Consider the following 18,376-nt stretch of genomic DNA (forward strand, 5'->3'; position numbering starts at 1 on the left):
CCATAAAATACAAACAGCCGGCTACCACATAATCGTTAACCGGCTGTTTCGTGTATATTCTTATTGCAAACTTAAATCCAGTTGATTCCCTTTTTAAGCAGTTGCAGTGTTTTGTATTCTTCAGAAGCAACAGCTGGTTGTACATTGTAACCCCAATTGGCTTGCGGCGGCAAACTCATTAAAATCGATTCAATCCGGCCATTGGTTTCAAGTCCAAATTTAGTACCTGAATCATACACCAGATTAAATTCCACATAGCGGCTTCGCCGCTGATATTGCCAGTCTTTTTGAATCTCAGTAAACGATTTGTCGCGGTTTCGATCAATAAGCTCAGTATAAATAGGCAAAAATGTTTCTCCGATATTGACAGAAAAATCCAGAATTTCTTCCCAGGATAAATTGGTTTGCTCAGGTTTTAACCGGTCGTAAAAAATTCCACCAATGCCCCGGGTTTCCTCACGGTGTTTAATATAAAAATAATCATCAGCATGCTGCTTGAATTTAGGATAGAAATCTGGATTGAATTCGTCACAGGCATTTTTTAATTTGTGATGGAAAAAACGTGCATCATTTTCGAAAACGTAATGAGGTGTTAAATCGATGCCGCCACCAAACCAGCGGGTTTCCTCATTTAATTCAAAATACCGAATATTCATGTGAATAATCGGCACCAATGGATGGTTTGGGTGAATCACAATGGATACTCCCGTCGCAAAAAAGTCGTCTTCAGTTACGTTAAAAGATTTTTTAATCGCCTCTGGCAGCTTTCCGTAAACAGCTGAAAAATTAACTCCGCCTTTTTCGATAATTGACCCGTTTTGCATGATACGGGTGCGGCCGCCTCCCCCACCAGTTCTCTCCCATAATTCTTCTTCGAATTTACCCGTGCCGTCGGCAATTTCTAATCCTCTGCAAATTTCATCCTGAATTTGCCTGTAACGTGCTGCAACTTCTTCTTTAAACATCGCTGATCTTCTATCTGAAAACAAATCTAAAGCTATTCCACTACCAAATTTCATTTATATTTAGATAGTACATTTAATTGACACAGCAATAACTGCCTCGCAAACAGGTAAATTTTAGTTGACTATCTCCAATTGCGCATAAAAACCTATTCTTCCAGGTAATTTAAATCTTTATTGAAACTTTCTTTCAAAGATACCACCGAAATCATGGCGATAACGGTTACGATCGCCATTAAAATAAAGCCGGCAATGACAATATTATACTGATGAACGAAAAATTCGAATAAGACTGTTATCGGAATTAACGCGCCACGCACGAAGTTCGGGGCGGTTGTGGTAACGGTCGAACGGATATTGGTTCCAAACTGCTCGGCAGCAATAGTTACGAAGGTGGCCCAATAGCCAACGGCGAAGCCCATAACTAAACAAATCAAAATAAAGTTGCTTTCGGTAAGGTCTTTACTGGTAAGGTATAATATAACGGTTAACACCGATAGCGTCTGGAAAATTAAAACTGTCTTTTTACGCGACTTCAGTAGTTGTGCAAGGAAACCACAAACAACATCGCCAACAGCGATGCCAAAATAGGTGTACATGATACCGGTGCCGGCATTCAGCACATCTTTCGCACCCAACGCTTTGCCTATTTCCGGGCTTTGAGTAACCAGGATACCTACAATAAACCAAAGCGGTAAACCCAGGCATATACAGGCCAGGTACTTCAAAAACCGCTTGCGATCAGAAAAAAGCATAAAGAAGTTGCCTTTGGATACGTTTTCATTCTGCTCTGCGTGTTTAAACATGCCTGATTCAAAGGTGCCAACACGCAAAAGCAGCAGCAGTAATCCCATTCCACCTCCAACAAAATAAGAGGTTTGCCAGGTAAAGTGCCTGCCTATTGTAGCTGCCGCTGCCGCACCAAGCAAGCCTATCCCTGCCACAACCATCGTACCGTATCCCCTTTTTTCTTTGTCCATGGTTTCCGTTACCAGCGTAATACCGGCACCCAGCTCACCCGCAAGGCCGATACCAGCGATGAACCGGATAATCGCATAACTGTGTACATCAGTAGCAAAACCATTAGCGATGTTCGCCAGCGAATACATTAAAATAGAACCAAAAAGTACTTTGATACGGCCGAACTTATCACCGATAATGCCCCACAATAGTCCGCCTAATAAAAGGCCAAACATCTGCATATTAATTACATACTCTCCGTCTGTTCGCATCTGTTCTGGAGAAACACCGATGTCTGCAAAACTTTTTAGTCTGACTACAGAAAATAATACTAAATCATAGATATCTACGAAGTAACCAAGGGCGGCTACAATAACTAAGAAAATGACGTTTCGGCTGGTGGTTTTGGAATTCATTTAAATACTTGGTTTAACCGCTGAAAGTACGAATTAGCGCAAATATTTAAAATAGATTATTAAAATAAAAAACCACTCCTGGTTGGGAGTGGTTTTCGTATTTCCTACATTGGAGGCATTTTCTTAGTTGTGTCTGGTGGCATCGTCTTCGACGTGTCAGGAGGCGTTGTCGTTTTTGTCGTATCCATCGGTGTGGTAGTGGTCGAATCCGTCATAGTACTGTCTGATGAACCAGCCATATTTTTAGACGAATTGCATGCTGATGTGGCAATCATTAAAGTACCAGCAAAAGCAAGACTTAAAATTATTTTTTTCATAGTTTTTATTGTTATCTGTATTGCTTAACAACCTAAGTGTCATTTGGTTTTAATTTTTTGTTCATCCGGTAATAAAACTGCGACATAAAGTCGAACGATAAATATGACATAAACATCATCCCCAAAACTTTAAAAGGTGATAAAACTTTCTGATATTAGTAAGTATGATGATTTCTCAAAAAACACTCAAATGGGTAATGCGTTTGTATCCGCCATTATTCTTTCAGCGCATTTGGGTGCAGAAGTTTGATGAAGATTTTCGAAGCTGTACAGTAAAAATCAGCAAAAGCTTCTTAAATAAAAACTACAACGGCTCTATTTTTGGAGGAACAATTTATGCTGCTACAGATCCTTTCTATGCACTTTTATTCGATCAACTTATGCAGCGCAGGGGTTTTAAAGTTAGAGTATGGCTCAAAAGCGCTTCCATTCAATACCTCAAGCCAGGCCGCTCTAATCTTTACTTTACCATTCGCCTTACCGATGCAATGGTCGCTGAAGCTGAAGAAGCTTTAAAAACCGTTGGAAAGTTTGTCAAGGCTTACCCAATGGAAATCACAAATAAGAATGGTGAGCTTTGTGCCACCGTTATGAACGAAGTTTATGTCAGGAACCTGCATCAGGGCGAAGAGCCAAGGGTTGCTTATTGATATGTAATTATGCCGAGTATTAAAAGTTTGATTCTGCAGGGCGAAGGTGTCAGGCTTGATTTTAAGAAAACCATAACCAACACCGAAAAAATTGCCAAAAGCTTAGTTGCCTTTTCCAATAATAAGGGAGGTAAATTGCTCATCGGGGTGGCTGATGATGGATCGATAAAAGGTGTAAAATCCGAGGAAGAAGAAAAATACATGATCCTAACCGCTGCACACCAGTGTTGTAAGCCTGCAATTGAGCCATCTTTTGAAGAGATTTACGTTGATGATAAACTCGTTTTGGTCGTTAATATTCCCGAAAGTGACACCAAGCCGCATTATGCAATAGATGATCAAAAAAAATGGTGGGCATATATCCGCATTGATGATAAAAGCGTGCTGGCAAGCAAAATTATAGTCGAGGTGCTCAAAAATGAACATAAAGACAATGGGGTACTCATCTCCTACTCTGAAAACGAAAAGAAATTGTTGGAGTACCTGGATAAAAATGAGCAAATCACGCTGAAGGAGTTTAGTAAACTACTTCGCTTATCATACAGGAAAGCCCAGAAAATTCTCGTCAACCTCGTTTTAACCAACGTAATTAAAACCCACACTACAGAAAAAGAAGAGTATTTTACGGCTGTAAAATAATCCATAATGTAACTTACTTACATCTGTCTGCCTTTTTTGATACTTAAAAAACCGACCTTTGCAGGCTTATGTTAGCAAAATTCTATTCCAGATATAAACCTTATTATAAAGAAAATCTACATTTAGCCCTACCAATCGTCGGCTCACAAGTGGGACACACCCTTGTGCATATGGCCGATAGCGTTATCGTAGGGCACTTTACCGATACAACACAGCTTGCTGCCGTATCGCTCGTAAATAGTATTTTCATCCTCATTATGGTAATTGGATTAGGGATCTCCTATGGCTTAACTCCGCTTATTGCCCAGGAACATGGCCGCCAGAATGATGAGGAATGTGGCAGATTGCTTTCCAATAGTTTAATCATTAATGTATTTGTTGGCATTATACTCTACATGCTTGTCCACTTTGGAGTGCTGCTAATCATCGATCACCTGGGCCAAACACCTGCCGTGGTTACTTATGCGAAACCTTACCTGGGGCTGCTCTCCGTTTCCATTATTCCTCTATTGGTTTTCCAGACTTTTAAGCAATTCGCAGAGGGACTAGGATTTACCAAACAGGCCATGTTCGTATCTATATGGGGTAATGCAGTAAACATTATCCTCGGGATCGTATTTGTAAAAGGAATGTTCGGCATCAAACCTATGGGCGTTAGTGGTGTAGGTTTGAGTACGCTAATCGACAGACTTTTAATGGCAACGGTAATGGCCATTTATGTATTAAGGTCAAAACATTTCAAAAAATACCTTGCTGGTTTTAAAATTACATTCATTGATAAATTAAGGGCAATGAAGATTATTAAAATTGGTGCTCCTGTAGCGATGCAGTATTCTTTCGAGATTAGCGCTTTTAGCGGCGCTGCCGTGTTAATCGGTACAATCGGTGCAGTGGAGCAGGCAGCACATCAGATTGCCATCAGTCTCGCTGCAATGACTTATATGATCGCAAGCGGCATTGCGTCAGCGGCCACCATCAAAACCGGGAATAATTTTGGGAAGAAGAATTTCGCCGATCTTCGGAAATCGGCAATTGCAAGTTATCATGTCATTCTCCTTTTTATGAGCTGTACAGCCATCATATTCGTTTTGGCGCATCAGGTTTTACCGTTCATATACACCGAAGATCTGAGTGTGGTGAAAATTGCAGCACAACTGCTCATTATTGCAGGTTTCTTTCAGCTTTTCGATGGTACCCAGGTTGTGGGTTTGGGTGTACTCCGCGGTATCGGAGACGTAAATGTCCCAACAATAATTACTTTTCTGGCTTATTGGGTCGTGGGTATTCCCGTAGGTTACCTGTTAGGTTTGAAATTTGGACTAGGCGTTAACGGAATCTGGTATGGTTTAACAATAGGATTATTAACCGCATCGGTACTCCTCTTTCTAAGGTTTCAAAATAAAACAAGAATGCTTAATGGCAACACCATTATTTTCCCCCAACATTAACCACTACACCAACTGTAAAAATTGAATTACCTGCAGTCATATAATCCCTGTTTTTAAGGCCTATATTACTACTGGTAGTATATTGTAGCTGAATGTTTTTGCTCAGGCCCATTCTGGTAAAGAAAATCGGCTCAAAGAAAATATTGTCTTCCTTCGGCTGTACAATTCCATTCACGAAAAACCTGTCCATCTTCACATGGCTGATCCTTAAAGCTGTGCCGTAATTGATGGGAAAATCCTTGCCGAAAAGATGTAGATTGTTTTTACGTTTTGAGCTGTAGTTCACCTGCAGAAATGATTTGCGGTAGTCTACTTCCTGAAGCTCAGAACTCACCAGCACATCATTTTTAAAGTCCCGGTTAGTAATATCACTCCACCCTTTTCCCACACCACCATAAATTTCAATAATCCGGTTGTTGTCCGGCCCAAAGGTGTCAAAATAACCTCCGCCAATTTCAATCAGCTTGTGGCTAAAATCTTTACTTCTGCGCTCACTTTGCATAGTAGAGCCACTGGCAAGTATTCCGATATGATCAGAGATAGCATATGCCCCATTAATACTGGCATTTCCTTTTAATGAAATGTGTCCGCCACCACTAAATTCACCTTGCTTGCTAAGCATCGGTGTATTTGGAACATTGGGCATGTAAACGGAAGAACAACCCGAAGCAAAAAGCGCTAATACCGGAATAGCGAAACGTAAGTATTTATTCATAGATGTTTTATAAACAGCATTTCGAGAGAAAAATTGTGCTAAAGTTTCATTTTCATCAAATCCATCACCCTTTTAAATTCATCATGAAGATCAGCCTGGATATGTACCTGATCTCCTGTCTTCGGATGGAGAAAACTCAACTCTGAAGCATGCAGCAACATCGTCGTCATGTCCCACTTTTCCAGGAACAGTTTGTTTTGCTTATTGCACCCATGCGTTCGGTCGCCAATTATGGGATGGAAAATATGACTAAAATGCCTTCTCAACTGGTGCATTCTGCCGGTTTTAGGGTTGGCTTCCACAAGAGAATATCTGGATGTGGGATGTTTACCCATGGGAACATCAATCTCGGCCCGCTGCAAGGTTTTAAATGCCGTAAATGCCTCTTGCATCGTCCCATTCTCCTTCGCCAGCGGATGATCAATATCCATTGCCTCAGGTGCGTAGCCCCGAAGTATGGCCAGATATTTCTTATTCGTCTGTGTATTCATAAATTGCTGTTGCACAGCAATTTCGGTTTCTTTATCAAAAGCAAACAATAAAATCCCGCTCGTCTTCCGGTCTATTCGGTGAGTGGGGTTAACATGCCTTCCAACCTGGTCACGTAGCATTTGAAGCGCAAATTCCGTAGCGTCTTTTGCTATGGAGGATTTATGCACCAGTAGCCCGTGTGGTTTATTAATAGCGATTAAATGCTCATCCTGATAAACGATTTCCAACATGCCGCGAAGATAATCATATTTTGGGGATCAAGTCTACTCAAATAAATCAAAAGCCAGCCGGTACGTGTTACAGTGCGCATCCACAATATCTTTGATATCTTGCGAATAACCACCACCCATACTGATTTGCATGGGCAGCCCCTTCGTTTTACAGTACTGAAGAACAATCCGGTCCCGCTCCTTACAACCATTTCGGCTTAGCGAGAGTTTGCCCAGCTTATCGGTGGCCAGCACATCAACGCCTGAAAGGTAGAAGACGAAATCCGGTTTTGATCGCTCGAATGCTTTTTTCAAATTACATTCCATAATCGAGAGATATTCCTCATCCTCAATACCATCATTCATTGGAACATCCAGATCTGAAACCTCTTTTCTAAATGGAAAATTTTTGTCGCCATGTACGGAAAACGTAAAAACACGGGGCTCTGTGGTAAAGATCTCTGCAGTCCCGTTTCCCTGATGTACATCTAAATCGATAATTAAGATTCGCTTGGCTAAATTTTTATCCAGCAGGTAATTAGCTGCAATTGCCTGGTCGTTAAGCAAACAAAATCCCTCACCCCAATTGCTGCCGGCATGGTGGGTGCCACCCGCAACATTAAAAGCAATTCCAGCTTCCATAGCATACCTCGCTCCCTCAATCGTACCCTGTGCAATCATCAGCTCCCTTTCCACCAGCTTGGCGCTCAAGGGAAAGCCGGTTCTGCGCTGGTCTTTAGGTGATAATGTTAAATCACGAAGCTGCTCCCAATAGTTTTTTTCGTGCGTCAACAGGATCGTTGCCTCATCAACAAGTCCCGGCTGAAACAAATGTGCCTGTGATACGGTTCCCTCATGCAGCAATTGTTCAGGAATCAGCTCATACTTTAACATCGGAAACCGATGCCCCTCAGGAAGCGGATGCGCGTAAATGGGATGCCAGGCAATCTTAATCATTAACTTAAAATCTCCTCCACGTGTTTCTCAATATTGTTGCAAATGGTGTCCACAGGCAGGTCATTTGCATCGTATCCAAACGGATCTTCTATTTCTTCAGCTATCAGCTCCAAACTAGCTAATACATAGAGGATAAAAGGCACAATTAATACCAGGTAATAACCCAGACTGAATACCCATCCGATTGGAATGGTAAGCACATAAATGAAAATAAATTTCTTGATAAATGCACTGTAAGAAAAAGGGATTGGTGTATTTTTAATTCGTTCACAGCCACCACATATATCCGTGAACTGATTCACATCAGCAGTCAAAACAATTAGCTGCTCCTGCGAAATGTGACCTGCAGCAGTCAAATCGTAAAGCCTGGATATCATGCTGCTCGCAATCTGGTTAGGGATATGTTTCCCTTCAGTTACCTCAATCAGAAAACTGTTCTTTCCAAAGTATTTCTTTTCACGCAAGTGTTCCTTTAAAGCAAAAGCATATTTGGGTATACCATATTCAAAAAAGCGCGTATCCTCTTCAGGAAGTTTCAGCGCTTTGATTTTCATCGCAAAATTCCTGCTCACATTGGTTAGTGCGCCCAGGAGCTTACGGCCATCCCACCAACGATCATATGAGGTATTGGTTCTGAAAACCAAGAGCATCGAAATTACAAAGCCAAGCAGGCTGTGCATCATGCCGATATTGCTTACGTAGTCGCTTTTGGATAATTTAAAAACATGAAGTTCCAGAAACGAAATCACCCCCGAAAAGGCCGCTACACTCAGCATCAGCGGCCACAGTTTTCTGAAAGTATCCGCTTTATGGATATGGAAGATAAAATTAAACCAGTCTTTCGGATTATAGTTGATCATCTTGTGTTATTGAAGATTCAATACTTTTTTTGTTACGGCAAGCAGTGCCTCTCCCGTCAGGTAAATATCCTCAAAAGAATTGTACAGGGGAATTGGGCTTAAACGAATCACATCCGGCTCCCGCCAGTCTCCCAGAATATGATTTTCAACCAGTCCGTCAAAAATCATTTTCCCTTTTTGCTTTGCAATGATGGATAGCTGCGCCCCCCGGGCACTGCTGTCTTTCGGAGTGATAATTTTATATTGCTCCGTTCCAATTGCTGTATTAACCTGTTCTATAATGAATTCTAGATATTGGGTTAAAGCAATACTTTTAGTTCTTAATGGTGCTATAAACCCTGCATGCTCAAAAATTTGCAGAGATGCATGGTAGAGCGCCATCGGCATCACCTGGGTACAGCTCACCTGCCAGCCGTCGGCTCCGGCTTCAGGAATAAAACCTTTGGTCATTTTAAAACGCGTATTTTCCTGGTATCCCCACCATCCTGCAAAACGGTTCAGTTCCGTGTTGCCAAAGTGCTTCTCATGAACAAATATCCCGCTGATTCCCCCGGGGCCTGAGTTCTGGTATTTGTATGAACACCAGCAGGCGAAATCCACATCCCAGTCATGCAGTTTAACAGGTACATTTCCTGCGGCATGCGCAAGGTCCCATCCTACAATTGCACCAACCGAATGTCCCGCCTTTGTGATAGTCTCCATGTCATACCATTGACCAGTGTAGTAATTTATGCCACCAAAAAGCACAAGGGCAATTTCCTTGCCATTCGCTTTGACTTGCGTTACAATATCTTCTGTTCTAAGGTTATCCTCGCCTTCCCTTGGAAATACCTCTATAATCGCTTCTTTCGGGTCAAATCCGTGAAATCTCACCTGACTTTCAATAGCGTATTGATCGGATGGAAAAGCACCACCCTCCATTATAATCTTGAAACGTTTCTGGGTAGGACGATAAAAACTGACCATCAGTAAGTGTAGATTCACTGTCAACGTATTCATCGGACATACTTCAGCAGGTAAAGCTCCAACAATCGGCGCCATCAGTTTTTTCAGTGCTTTGTGGTAAAACATCCAGGGTTCATCGCCGTCAAACCAGCCTTCAACCGCGTAGTTTGCCCAATTGTCAAGTTGCTTGACTAAAACATCTTTAGATACTTTAGGTTGAAGCCCTAAAGAATTACCGCATAGGTAGATAAAATCCTTTCCCTTCTGTTTCGGAAATAAAAACTGGTCCCGGAATGCGCTTAATATATCAGCCTGGTCCAGGCTTCTGGCAAAGGCCAGATTGTTTTCTAAATTCATCGCCCCAATAATACAAAAAAAGCAGGTATTGTTGCCAATCCTGCTTTTCAAAGGGTATCTTTTGTTTAAAACTTTAATGTGTCATGTTTTCCCATGTCCGGGGTATCGCCGGTGACTACTGCTTTTAGTATGCTAAATAAAACCACGATTTTGGATGACGATGCATCCCAGTATTCTGCTTCTTCGGGGGTAACCTTAATTAAGATCATTCGTGGATCTTCAATTCCGTCAGGAAACCAGGCTTTGATAAAAGGCGAGAAATAAGCTTCCTTACGCACTTTATCGTCCACCAGCTCAGCTTTCCCTTTTACGGTAAGATAAGTGTTTTTAGAGGGTTCGCTATAGGCGAGCAGCACGTTGTTGTCTTTAGAAATTTCCTTCGATTTTAGGGAGTATTCATTTGTATAAAACCAGATACTGCCGTCGTCTTCTATTTTCGCTGTGCCCATTGGTCTGCTGCCAAACTCATCTTTAGTAGAAAATGTAGTAAACATGCAGGTGCGGACACCCTCTGCCATTTCTTTTAAAATTGATATGTTTTTCTCGTTTTTCATTTTATGAGGTATTTAAATGAATAACAAGAGTGGATAGGAAATGTTTGATCCTAAACCTTATTCGGCTTGCTTACAAACTTATTGCCTTTTACAAAGAATCTCCAGGGCAGTAGTGCATGCTCTTTCGCATAGGCAATGCCCACACGTGGTGTTGCAGCAATATCTTCCTCCCCATATTCAATCTGATGATCTTCAATCCATACTTCCGCCCCAGATAAATCTTTTTTGTTAAAGGTCCTGTCGATACCCAATGCTTTAGCTGCCGATCCGGGTCCTGACGATATTGCTGCTTTGGTTGCAGGCATATTCCTCCGCTCCTCCATAAATTCCTTGCCAATCAGCGGCTCAATTGCCCTGATCAAAACCGCGTGCGGATCTCCTTCAATTGACGTTATCACATTGAATAGATGGTGCATCCCATAGCAAAGGTATACATAGGCTATTCCTCCGCTTTGATACATGGTTTCTGTACGGTTAGTTCTACGCCCACCGTAGGCATGTGAAGCTTTGTCATGGATTCCAAGATAAGCTTCTGTTTCAACGATAACTCCGGCAGAAACCTGACCATCGATATTCGTAAAAAGCACCTTACCCAGTAAATCCTGCGCTACACCTACAGCATCCTCATTCAAATAATAGTCTGCAGAAAGTTTCAATTGATATAGTTTTACTTTAGTAAAATGGAGATAACCTGTTCAAGATAAGTCTGATCTGTTTCATCAAAATGGTTCAGGAACTGACTGTCCACATCCAGCACGCCGATTACTTCATGACCTTTAATAAGCGGTAGAACAATTTCAGATCTTGATGCCGATGCGCAGGCAATATGCCCCGGGAACAGATCAACATCTGGAACGATTAGTGTTTTAGCCTCATTCCACGACGAGCCGCAAACTCCTTTACCTTTTTGGATCCTCGTACAGGCCACGGGCCCCTGAAACGGACCCAATACCAGCTCGTCCGCTTTAACCAGGTAAAATCCTACCCAAAACCAGCCGAACTGCTCCTTCAGTGCAGCGGTAACGTTAGCCAGGTTGGCTACAAAATCCGTTTCGCCATGCAGCAGTCCCTCAATTTGCGGAAGCAACGACTCATATTGCGCCGCTTTTGTTGTATTTCTGTTTATGATTAAATCTTCTGCCATAATCATCAAAGTTAAGAAATAACCGGGAGTTTGCTATCCTGCTTAATTTGTTTAGTTTTGACCGCTTATTCCATTTCTTATATGATCGTAGCATTAACCATAACTAGATTCAAAAGCCATTATATACCCTTTGCTTTCATGGGGATGGCGCTGCTGCGTTTGCCACTGTGGCTTAATGGTAAATGTGGTTTTTGGAAACTCATGGGAAGTGGTAAAAATGCGCAGGTAGATCTCGGGCCCGATTTCAAACATTGGGCATTGCTCACCACCTGGGCGAACCGCGGCGATTGCGATCAATTTTATCAGCATGCTTTCCCTGTTAAATGGTTCCGTAAATTTGGTGCAGAAGAGTTTACGATATTACTCAAGCCTTTATCTTCTCATGGTAAATGGTCAGGAAAACAGCCGTTTATATTTGATAAAAATCAAGAGAAGATGTCCGGTCAAATAGCAGTCATCACCCGTGCAGCCATTCATTTGGGGAAGGTTAAAGAATTCAGAAGTAACGTCAAAAGGGCGGCTGAAGCCATGCGTAAAGCTGATGGTTTCGTACTTTCTGCCGGTATAGGTGAAAACCCATTTTTAGATCAGGCAACTTTTTCCATTTGGGAAAGCCCAGAAGCCATGAAGAAGTACGCTTATCAATCATTCGATCATTCCGATGTGATCAAACTGACCAGAGACCGTAAATGGTACAGTGAAGAACTCTTTGCCCGTTTTGCTATCATAGAAAGCACAGGTACGCTAAATGGTCAATCAATAAGTTAAATCCATTCACAAATTCACTCAATCAATAATTCAATATCAAACACTATGAGAGTCATCGCCGAACTTCCGCATCCCGAATGTAAGATTTCCATCTTTTCCATGAACCAGAAATTCATCATTAAGTTTGAACAGGGTACTTTTGAGCAAAGCTACAAACTAGCCAAACTTGATCTGAGTGGTGGCGGTGTAAATGATGTATTCGAGATTCTTGACGAAGAATTTATTGCCACGGTAATTGAACGGTTTAAATTAATGCGGACTGACTTTACGGCGGCTTATAAAAGACATCAATTTTAGATGTAATCAATTTTAACTACCTGATTTTCAGTTTTTAATTCTGGTGTTCAAAATATTATTCTGCGATTAGGGCTATTAAAGGTTGTAACGCCATTCAATATTCTCTAAAAATACTTTAAATGACTTTTCTTAATCTGCTGGATCATAGTAGTATAAATAAATGCACAAAATAATATTCTACTATTGATTTTCGCCAAATATCTTTTACTTCTTCTTTTGTCTAAATAGAAATATACCTTAGCCCCGACCAGCCATATCCATTAATTTCCGGGCTAAATCTTTTCCCAGGTAACCATCAATTATGGCATGAACAATATATAGGATCGGAGTCATTAAGATGGCAACTATAAATTTGTAGGTATAGTTTACCAGGCCTATAGCAGCCACCATTTGCCAGCTGTAATGATATTGCGGGTTCAGATAGAAAGCAATAAATATAACCACAAAGCTATCAATAAGCTGAGATACCAATGTAGAACCTGTTGCCCGTAACCATAAAGCCCGCTCCCCTGTTATCCTTTTAATTCTATGAAAAATTAAAACATCCGCCAGTTGCCCAACAATAAAGGCTATAATCGACCCAACAATGATCCACATCCCCTGACCAAAAATTCCTGCAAATGCGTTGTTCATGTTCAGGTCCTCACCATTTATTTTCTGGTGTACCCAAAAATCTGCAGCACTTAAATGCATAGATCCCCAAACCACTATAAATGCGAAGGCAATCAGCACTGATGTAAGTATAGAAAGAAACCTCACCTGTTTCACACCGAAATATTCATTGATAATATCCGTCATAATGAAAATGATTGGCCAGGTTAAAACACCTGCAGACATTACAAACGAAAGATTCGGTACGCCGAATAAGTTGATATCGAACTTTTTAAAACCAAGGGTTTCTTCTACACTGAATAATTTGACGCCAATAAATTCTGATAAGATCGCATTGGCCACAAAAAAACTCCCCAGGATGAGAAGTAAACGGCTTTCTTTAGTTTTAAAAGTCATAGCCCATAAATCTAAAGATAAATCGTTTCAATTCTCAGGTTTTAAATGTTAATTTTTAAAAGCAATGACCTTTTTACAATCGTTCGACTATAAAAATAGGTTAAGAAGTTAAATCTCCCAATCTTTGCGCCGCTCAAAACTAGCAAACATGGCTCAGAAAAAACATTTCTTCCTCATTCTCATATTAGGTTCACTGGCAGCACTCGGTCCTTTTTCTATCGATATGTATTTGCCTGGCTTCGTCGACATTGCCAACGATTTAAAAAGTACAGAATCTATAGTTGCCTTGTCCCTGTCCAGTTTTTTTATCGGTATATCGGCAGGCCAGCTCCTATATGGACCCCTTTTAGATAAATATGGAAGGAAGAAACCCTTATATTTCGGATTGGCCTTATACATTGTCGCTTCTTTTCTGTGTCTGGCGGTTACCGATGTAAACCAGCTGATCATATTGAGATTTGTGCAGGCCATCGGGAGTTGTGCTACTGCCGTTGCGTCTGTGGCTATGGTTCGCGATCTTTTCTCTGTAGAAGACAGTCCAAAGGTCTTTGCATCGCTTATGCTCGTGATTGCCGTTTCCCCTATGCTTGCGCCAACTGCGGGTGGATATCTTATCTCAGCCCTGGGTTGGAAATATGTATTCGTATTTCTCGGCTTTATGGCCATTGTTATTCTGCTGGCCTCCAAATTTAAACTTCCCGAAAGCTACAAGCCCGATCCAAATTACTCCTTAAAACCCAGGCCGATCATCAATAGCTTTTTGTCTGTTTTAAAGGAGCCACAGTTTTCCACTTACGCACTCATCAGCTCCATTACCTTCTCTGGTTTGTTTGCCTATGTTTCTTCATCGCCAACGGTTTTCATGAAGATATATGAGGTAAGTAAAACGGGCTATGGCTGGATCTTTGCTCTGCTGTCTGTTGCATTTATCGGTTCAAGTCAGCTGAACAGCATGATTTTGAAATGGTTCAGCAGTAAACAGATTGTAACCTGGGCACTATTGGCTCAATGTGTTTTCAGTTTAATTTTCCTGGTTTTTGCCTTCAATAACTGGTTAACCCTATATTCAACCATTGGCTTTATCGCGCTGTTTTTATGTTGCTTGGGTTTCATTAATCCAAATGCTGCAGCATTGTCTCTGGCGCCGTTCACTAAAAACGCCGGTAGCGCATCAGCTTTAATGGGCGCTACACAAATGGGTTTAGGCGCTTTAGCATCCGTAATAGTCAGTTTATTTAGTGAACATTCAGTGGTGCCCATGCCCTTGGTGATGACTATTGCTGCTTTCACTGCTCTATTGTGTTTTCTCATCGGCAGAAGATTTATCAAAAATGAAGTCGCAGCCTCAGCTGATGCAGCCGTTGTTGGTCATTAATCTGTTTCTGCCCCAATAGTCATTTTAAGCTAATCTTTGGTTTTCTAAAATGTCTCAGGTGGTGAAAATGCGCCCCATCCTACCACTTCTTTCTCTTTTTTTACTACTTTCGCTTATAACATGTTGAACATACAATCAAAACTTCCTGGTGTAGGCACCACCATTTTCTCGGTGATGTCGAAACTCGCGGCAGAACACAAAGCCATAAATCTATCACAGGGTTTTCCCGATTACCCCAGCGACCCCAAATTGACTGAGCTGGTTCATAAAGCCATGAAGGACGGTTTCAATCAATATGCACCAATGCCAGGTAATATCCTTTTGAAGGAGACTATCACCCAAAAGGTGCACAACATGTACGGCATCAGCTATAATCCCGATACCGAAGTGACTGTAACTGCCGGTGGCACCCAGGCTATTTTTACCGCCCTTGCCACTATCATCAACCCTGGAGACGAGGTCATTATATTTGAGCCTGCCTACGATTGTTACGCACCCACCATAAGACTTTTCGGAGGTCTGGTGAAAACCTACGAACTTACCCCACCGGCTTATGGTATCGACTGGGATATGGTGAAGAAGCTTTTCACGGCAAATACCAGGATGATCATTCTGAATTCTCCGCAAAACCCATCCGGTAGCATATTATCTGATGATGATATGCAGGCGCTGATCAAACTTGTCAGCGGAACAGACATTTTGATCCTGAGCGATGAAGTGTATGAACACCTGATTTATGATGGCCAGCAGCACAAAAGTGTAATGCTTTATCCTGAATTAAGGGAGAGAAGTTTCATCGTTGCCTCTTTTGGAAAACTTTTGCACGCCACTGGCTGGAAGCTAGGATATTGCCTTGCACCCGAAAAACTGACCAAAGAATTTAGGAAAGTACACCAATTTAACGTTTTCAGCGTTAATAGTCCCATGCAGCAAGCCATTGCCGAATACCTTCAGGATCCGGAAAATTATACAGGCATCACTTCATTTTTTGAGGAGAAACGAAATTACTTTAGGGGATTGCTGGCCGCAAGTCGTTTTGACCTATTGCCCTGCCATGGTTCCTATTTTCAGAGTGCAAGTTACGCGCACTTCAGCGATGAAAAAGATACAGACTTCAGCATCAGGCTGATCAAAGAATTTGGTGTGGCCACCATCCCGGTTTCAGCATTTTACCAGAAATCAACCGACCACAAAATTATAAGATTTTGTTTCGCCAAAGAAAACTCAACCCTTCTGCAGGCGGCAGAAAAATTAAAGAATGTTTAACTCATCCCGTTAAAATAAACATATGGAAGCACCTCTTTACACTCAAATAGAGAATCTGAAAGTTACTGTTTTTCAGGCTTACCTGTTTTGGGAAAACATCGAGAAGAATTTACAAAACCTCACTCTTCGTTTATCTATGGGCGTGCGTGAAAAAACGGATCTGATTGTTTTACCTGAAATGTTTAACAGCGGCTTCAGCATGAACGCCGAAACCCTCGCCGAAGAGATGGGTGGCTTTACCATGCAGTGGATGCAAAAAATGGCCCATCAGTACAATTGCGTAGTCACCGGAAGCCTGATTATTAAGGAAAACGGACAATACTATAACCGGATGATCTGGATGGAGCAAAATGGCGAATATCAGAAATATGATAAGCACCATTTATTTGGGATGGGTGAAGAAGACGAGAACTTTAGCGCAGGGCATGATAAACTGATTGTAACCCTCAAAGGCTGGAAAATAAGACTGGCAATTTGCTACGATTTGCGTTTCCCGGTATGGTTACGAAATCAAAATGAGGAATATGACATTCTCTTACTCATTGCCAGCTGGCCTGATAAGCGTTCATCACACTGGAAAGCACTGATCCCCGCAAGGGCGATCGAAAACCAGAGCTACGTAATTGGCGTTAACCGCGTAGGGCACGATGGCAACCAGATATACCACAGTGGCCATTCCATGTGTATCGATCCTTATGGAAGTACCATCTATTATAAACCTGAAGATGAAGATCTCTATACCTTCAGTATTAATTATGAGGAATTGGTAAAGGTAAGGCGACAGTTTCCTTTCTTAAAAGATGCAGATCATTTCACCATCAGTTAAGTAATTCTGATCAAACCAACGATTAACCACTCACTAGCCTAACGATTATGGGTCTGACTAGTTAAACGATTAACCAGTTCAGCAAACTAAGTAATGAATTATTGAACCGAAAAACAACAAACAAACCCTATCATAACACCAATGTTTAACCGCCGCAAATTTATAAAGGCCTCTGCCCTTTCAGCAGGATTACTGGCTATTGACAAAACCAGTATCGCTGATGCCCTTCCCGGATCAACAGCCATCAAAGCCAATCTACCCATTGTCATTTCAACATGGGACTTCGGTATTGCCGCCAATGCCGATGCATGGAAAGTACTTTCAAAAGGTGGAAAAGCCCTGGATGCCGTAGAGCAAGGCGTCTGGGTACCCGAAGCTGATGAAAAAAACCAGTCAGTGGGTTATGGTGGTCTGCCCGATCGTGACGGAAAGGTTACCCTGGATGCCTGCATCATGGATGAACAAGGCAATTGCGGTGCCGTACTCGCCCTCGAACACATCAAACACCCGATATCTGTAGCCCGTAAGGTAATGGAAAAAACACCTCACGTCATGCTTGCAGGTGATGGTGCCCTTCAGTTTGCTTTAGAACAGGGTTTCAAAAAAGAAAACCTGCTAACCCCTTCAAGCGAAAAGGCATGGAAAGAATGGCTCAAAACAGCAAAGTACGAGCCTGTAATGAATATTGAAAATAAAATGTACGAAAAAGCTGCCCCACAGAAACTACCGGGGAATCAATACAATCACGATACCATCGGAATGCTGGCAATAGATGCCCAGGGAAATATTTCAGGTGCCTGTACTACCAGTGGCATGGCCTATAAACTGCATGGCAGAATTGGCGATAGCCCGATTATCGGTGCCGGCTTGTATGTCGATAACGAGGTTGGCGGCGCAACGTCAACAGGTGTTGGTGAAGAAGTAGTGCGTAACGTAGGCTCCTTTCTTGTAGTTGAACTCATGCGTCAGGGATATACTCCAGAAGCCGCTTGTAAAGAAGCCGTTATGCGGATCATAAAAAAGAAACCAGAAACAGCAAAAAATATTCAGGTCGGCTTCCTGGCCATCAATAAAAAAGGTGAGTATGGCGCTTATGCCATCCAGCAAGGCTTTAGCTATGCTGTTTGTAATGCCGAAAAACAGGACCTGTTAATTAAAGGAAAAAGTTATTATTAAAATATCTTGCCGCAGGTGATGAGTATTAATGATGA

The 18,376-nt window shown here is 41.8% G+C and carries 20 protein-coding genes; 9 read left to right on the forward strand and 11 right to left on the reverse strand.

The features are described from left to right. Window positions 1-71: 71 nt before the first annotated feature. Together hemF and AC570I_RS16835 are read right to left on the reverse strand one after the other, a co-directional pair. A complete protein-coding gene (hemF, locus tag AC570I_RS16830) occupies window positions 72-965 on the reverse strand; it encodes an oxygen-dependent coproporphyrinogen oxidase (RefSeq protein ID WP_497406456.1) in 894 nt (297 codons plus the stop codon). Window positions 966-1,111: 146 nt separating this feature from the next. Then, window positions 1,112-2,338 carry an MFS transporter gene (locus AC570I_RS16835; protein ID WP_497406403.1) on the reverse strand — a complete coding sequence of 409 codons (1,227 nt, stop codon included), beginning with the start codon at window positions 2,336-2,338 and terminating at the stop codon, window positions 1,112-1,114. Between the two features lie 481 nt (window positions 2,339-2,819). Here AC570I_RS16835 and AC570I_RS16840 point away from each other — a divergent pair, with 481 nt between their 5' ends. From AC570I_RS16840 to AC570I_RS16850, 3 genes are all read left to right on the forward strand, one after another. After that, complete coding sequence (locus tag AC570I_RS16840) at window positions 2,820-3,305, forward strand: PaaI family thioesterase (protein WP_497406404.1); 486 nt, start codon at window positions 2,820-2,822, stop codon at window positions 3,303-3,305. Between the two features lie 9 nt (window positions 3,306-3,314). After that, window positions 3,315-3,944, forward strand: a complete 630-nt coding sequence (locus AC570I_RS16845; RefSeq protein ID WP_047800497.1) for an AlbA family DNA-binding domain-containing protein — start codon at window positions 3,315-3,317, stop codon at window positions 3,942-3,944. 68 nt (window positions 3,945-4,012) lie between these two features. After that, complete coding sequence (locus AC570I_RS16850) at window positions 4,013-5,392, forward strand: MATE family efflux transporter (protein ID WP_497406405.1); 1,380 nt, start codon at window positions 4,013-4,015, stop codon at window positions 5,390-5,392. Here the strand turns inward: AC570I_RS16850 and AC570I_RS16855 are convergent. The 8 genes from AC570I_RS16855 to AC570I_RS16890 all read right to left on the reverse strand — a co-directional run bounded on the left by AC570I_RS16855 (window position 5,373) and on the right by AC570I_RS16890 (window position 11,625). Continuing rightward, window positions 5,373-6,107, reverse strand: coding sequence for a hypothetical protein (locus AC570I_RS16855; RefSeq protein WP_497406406.1), 735 nt, complete (start codon window positions 6,105-6,107; stop codon window positions 5,373-5,375). The genes AC570I_RS16850 and AC570I_RS16855 overlap by 20 nt on opposite strands. Window positions 6,108-6,145: 38 nt before the next feature. Next, the gene (locus AC570I_RS16860) at window positions 6,146-6,829 is read right to left on the reverse strand and encodes a pseudouridine synthase (protein WP_497406407.1); all 684 of its coding nucleotides are present in this window, start codon (window positions 6,827-6,829) and stop codon (window positions 6,146-6,148) included. Window positions 6,830-6,862: 33 nt separating this feature from the next. Further along, on the reverse strand, window positions 6,863-7,765 hold the full coding sequence (locus AC570I_RS16865; protein WP_497406408.1) for a histone deacetylase family protein: 903 nt from the start codon (window positions 7,763-7,765) through the stop codon (window positions 6,863-6,865). Next, entirely contained in the window at window positions 7,765-8,625 is an 861-nt protein-coding gene (locus tag AC570I_RS16870) for a bestrophin family protein (RefSeq protein ID WP_497406409.1), read from the reverse strand. The genes AC570I_RS16865 and AC570I_RS16870 overlap by 1 nt, the downstream gene beginning before the upstream one ends. 6 nt (window positions 8,626-8,631) lie before the next feature. Continuing rightward, complete coding sequence (kynU, locus tag AC570I_RS16875) at window positions 8,632-9,927, reverse strand: kynureninase (protein WP_497406410.1); 1,296 nt, start codon at window positions 9,925-9,927, stop codon at window positions 8,632-8,634. 65 nt (window positions 9,928-9,992) lie between these two features. Next, a complete protein-coding gene (locus AC570I_RS16880) occupies window positions 9,993-10,481 on the reverse strand; it encodes a pyridoxamine 5'-phosphate oxidase family protein (RefSeq protein ID WP_497406411.1) in 489 nt (162 codons plus the stop codon). Window positions 10,482-10,531: 50 nt separating this feature from the next. Next, window positions 10,532-11,137 (reverse strand): DNA-3-methyladenine glycosylase, encoded by a 606-nt coding sequence (locus AC570I_RS16885; RefSeq protein ID WP_497406412.1) that lies wholly within the window; start codon window positions 11,135-11,137, stop codon window positions 10,532-10,534. Window positions 11,138-11,148: 11 nt separating this feature from the next. Next, the gene (locus AC570I_RS16890; RefSeq protein WP_497406413.1) at window positions 11,149-11,625 is read right to left on the reverse strand and encodes a GAF domain-containing protein; all 477 of its coding nucleotides are present in this window, start codon (window positions 11,623-11,625) and stop codon (window positions 11,149-11,151) included. Between the two features lie 81 nt (window positions 11,626-11,706). Between AC570I_RS16890 and AC570I_RS16895 the strand changes: the two genes are divergently transcribed. After that, window positions 11,707-12,393: a DUF3291 domain-containing protein gene (locus AC570I_RS16895; RefSeq protein ID WP_497406414.1), complete on the forward strand. Its 687-nt coding sequence runs from the start codon at window positions 11,707-11,709 to the stop codon at window positions 12,391-12,393. A gap of 45 nt (window positions 12,394-12,438) precedes the next feature. Next, on the forward strand, window positions 12,439-12,690 hold the full coding sequence (locus AC570I_RS16900) for a hypothetical protein (RefSeq protein ID WP_497406415.1): 252 nt from the start codon (window positions 12,439-12,441) through the stop codon (window positions 12,688-12,690). A gap of 237 nt (window positions 12,691-12,927) precedes the next feature. On the opposite strand, the gene AC570I_RS16905 is transcribed toward AC570I_RS16900, so the two are convergent. Beyond that, window positions 12,928-13,698 carry a queuosine precursor transporter gene (locus AC570I_RS16905; RefSeq protein ID WP_497406416.1) on the reverse strand — a complete coding sequence of 257 codons (771 nt, stop codon included), beginning with the start codon at window positions 13,696-13,698 and terminating at the stop codon, window positions 12,928-12,930. Window positions 13,699-13,846: 148 nt separating this feature from the next. Here AC570I_RS16905 and AC570I_RS16910 point away from each other — a divergent pair, with 148 nt between their 5' ends. From AC570I_RS16910 to AC570I_RS16925, 4 genes are all read left to right on the forward strand, one after another. Continuing rightward, the gene (locus AC570I_RS16910; protein ID WP_497406417.1) at window positions 13,847-15,073 is read left to right on the forward strand and encodes a multidrug effflux MFS transporter; all 1,227 of its coding nucleotides are present in this window, start codon (window positions 13,847-13,849) and stop codon (window positions 15,071-15,073) included. A 120-nt stretch (window positions 15,074-15,193) separates the two neighbouring features. Further along, window positions 15,194-16,339 carry a methionine aminotransferase gene (locus tag AC570I_RS16915; protein WP_497406418.1) on the forward strand — a complete coding sequence of 382 codons (1,146 nt, stop codon included), beginning with the start codon at window positions 15,194-15,196 and terminating at the stop codon, window positions 16,337-16,339. Window positions 16,340-16,361: 22 nt separating this feature from the next. Further along, window positions 16,362-17,165: a nitrilase family protein gene (locus AC570I_RS16920; RefSeq protein ID WP_497406419.1), complete on the forward strand. Its 804-nt coding sequence runs from the start codon at window positions 16,362-16,364 to the stop codon at window positions 17,163-17,165. 141 nt (window positions 17,166-17,306) lie between these two features. After that, on the forward strand, window positions 17,307-18,341 hold the full coding sequence (locus AC570I_RS16925) for a glycosylasparaginase (protein WP_497406420.1): 1,035 nt from the start codon (window positions 17,307-17,309) through the stop codon (window positions 18,339-18,341). Window positions 18,342-18,376: the final 35 nt, after the last annotated feature.

It is taken from the genome of Pedobacter sp. A2324 (assembly GCF_059693705.1).